Annotated in this window: 2 protein-coding genes; both read left to right on the plus strand. The window is 69.0% G+C overall.

Going from position 1 to position 1,957, the window contains the following annotated elements; translation table 11 throughout:
* Nucleotides 1-287 precede the first annotated feature (287 nt).
* On the plus strand, nucleotides 288-842 hold the full coding sequence (locus tag ACGFU7_RS47960) for a GNAT family N-acetyltransferase (RefSeq protein WP_393705107.1): 555 nt from the start codon (nucleotides 288-290) through the stop codon (nucleotides 840-842).
* 152 nt (nucleotides 843-994) lie between these two features.
* Nucleotides 995-1,897: a transposase family protein gene (locus ACGFU7_RS47965; RefSeq protein ID WP_393705109.1), complete on the plus strand. Its 903-nt coding sequence runs from the start codon at nucleotides 995-997 to the stop codon at nucleotides 1,895-1,897.
* The last annotated feature ends 60 nt before the right edge of the window (nucleotides 1,898-1,957 follow it).

The raw sequence follows: 1,957 nt of genomic DNA on the forward strand, positions 1-1,957 counted from the left end.
ACGGTCTCGGGGGAAATTGAGCTTCGGGCGTGCTGGCCTGGCAGCTCGGCTGGTGGGTGATCAGCGGGCGGTATCGCGGACGATGGCCAGTTCGGTGCGCGGCGTTGGGTGGCCCGTTGCGCGGATCGGTCGGAGACGAGTGAGGCGATCGCGAGATGAGTCTCAGCATAGGTATCGCGGCGTCCGTACAGCCCTTCTCATGTCACGGCCCGAACGGGACGATCACGATGTCAGCCGAGGCCGTAAAGCGGTGGACAGCTCTCCGGCGCTGGGCGACCATCTCCGCGATGAATAGCGAACCTGTCCCCATTCCCATCCCCAAACGTGTCCGCTTCGTCGAGCTCAACGCAAAGGCGCTGCGGGCTCTTGCCGACGGTGACCTCGCTGGCGGCAGTGCCGAGGCCGGGGTCGACCTTGACGAACACTTCGTCTGCGACCGGGCCCGCTGGATTTTCGGCCATCGCGCTGATCAGCTCGCCGAGGACCCGTCTGCCGCGCCCTGGATCACGCGGGCCGTGGTGTCCGAGCCGGACGGGGCCGTCGTCGGCGACGCCGGGTTCCACGGGCCGCCGGATGAGGCTGGCATGGTCGAGGTCGGCTACACCGTCGTGCCCGGGTTCCGCCGCCAGGGCTATGCCCGCGCCATACTGACGGCGCTGCTTACCAGGGCCGCCGCCGAACCCGGTGTCAGGACCGTGCGAGCCCGTATCGGATCCGACAACAGCGCCTCCTTGGCAACCATCGCGGGCTTCGGATTCACGCGCGTCGGCGAGCAGGGGAACGAGCGCGACGGGCTCACGGTCGTCTTCGAGGTCCCGGCAGGCGCGCTTCAGGCCGAGTAGTTTTGCGGCCTTGGCGGACATGGTGATCGTTCCGTTCGGGCCGTGACATGAGAAGAGCCGCACGGGTTGGGTGAGTTGTGAAGCTGACCTGGGCACGTGCGGCCTGTTCCCATCCTGCCCTGACGGGTGTCTCACGCGCACATTTCGGTGAGTTGTTCGCCGGTCTCGCCGGTGCGTGGGAGGCCGCCCGGCAGTCCGCGCTCCGCGAGGCCCGGGGCGGGAAACGTCGGCGGGCGGAGGGTGCCGGCCGAAAGCCCAAGCTGGTCTTCCTCGATCGGCTGCTGGTCACCCTGGTCCATCTGCGTCATCAGTTGCCGCACGTGGTGCTCGCCGAGCTCTTCGAGGTGGATCGCTCCACCGTCTCCGCGGCCATCCGGCAGGTCCGCCCGCTGCTGGCGGCCCGTGGTTTTGCCGTGCCCGACCGGCCGGGCCTGCGGCTGAAGACGCTGGAGGACGTCTTCGCCTATGCCGAGGCGGAGGGCGTTGAGCTGCGGATCGATGGGGTCGAGACCCAGGTCCGCCGCCCGCAGGCCGGCCGGCCCGGGCGCCGGGCATTCGTTTCCGGAAAACGTAAGCAGAACACCGTCAAGACCACCACGTTCAGCGACGGCCAGGGCCGCCTGCTGCTGTCCGGCCTGGTCCGCCCGGGCCGGATGCACGACCAGACCGCCCTGCGCACCGAGGGCATCGCCGAGCAGTTCCGTATCCGTCCCGGTGTGAAGGCGAAGGTCGATTCCGGCTACCTCGGGCTGGCCAAGGAGTTCCCCGGCCAGGTCAGCGCCCCGCCGAAGAAGCCCAAGGACGAGGCGTGCGACGGTGACAAGCGCGCCTGGCGCGAGACACGGCGGCGGCAGTCCTCGGCGAGGATCTGTGTGGAGCACACCAACGCCGAGCTCCGCCAGTGGGCGCCCTTGCGCCGATTCACCGGACGCCGCGATACCTATGCTGAGACTCATCTCGCGATCGCCTCACTCGTCTCCGACCGATCCGCGCAACGGGCCACCCACCGCCGCACAAGCACCGAACTGGCCCTCGTCCGCGATACCGCCCGCTGATCACCCACCAGCCGAGCTGCCAGGCCAGCACGCCCGAAGCTCAATTTCCCCCGAGACCGT

Origin of the sequence: Streptomyces sp. NPDC048473, from assembly GCF_043200155.1 — a bacterium.
Classification (GTDB): domain Bacteria; phylum Actinomycetota; class Actinomycetes; order Streptomycetales; family Streptomycetaceae; genus Streptomyces.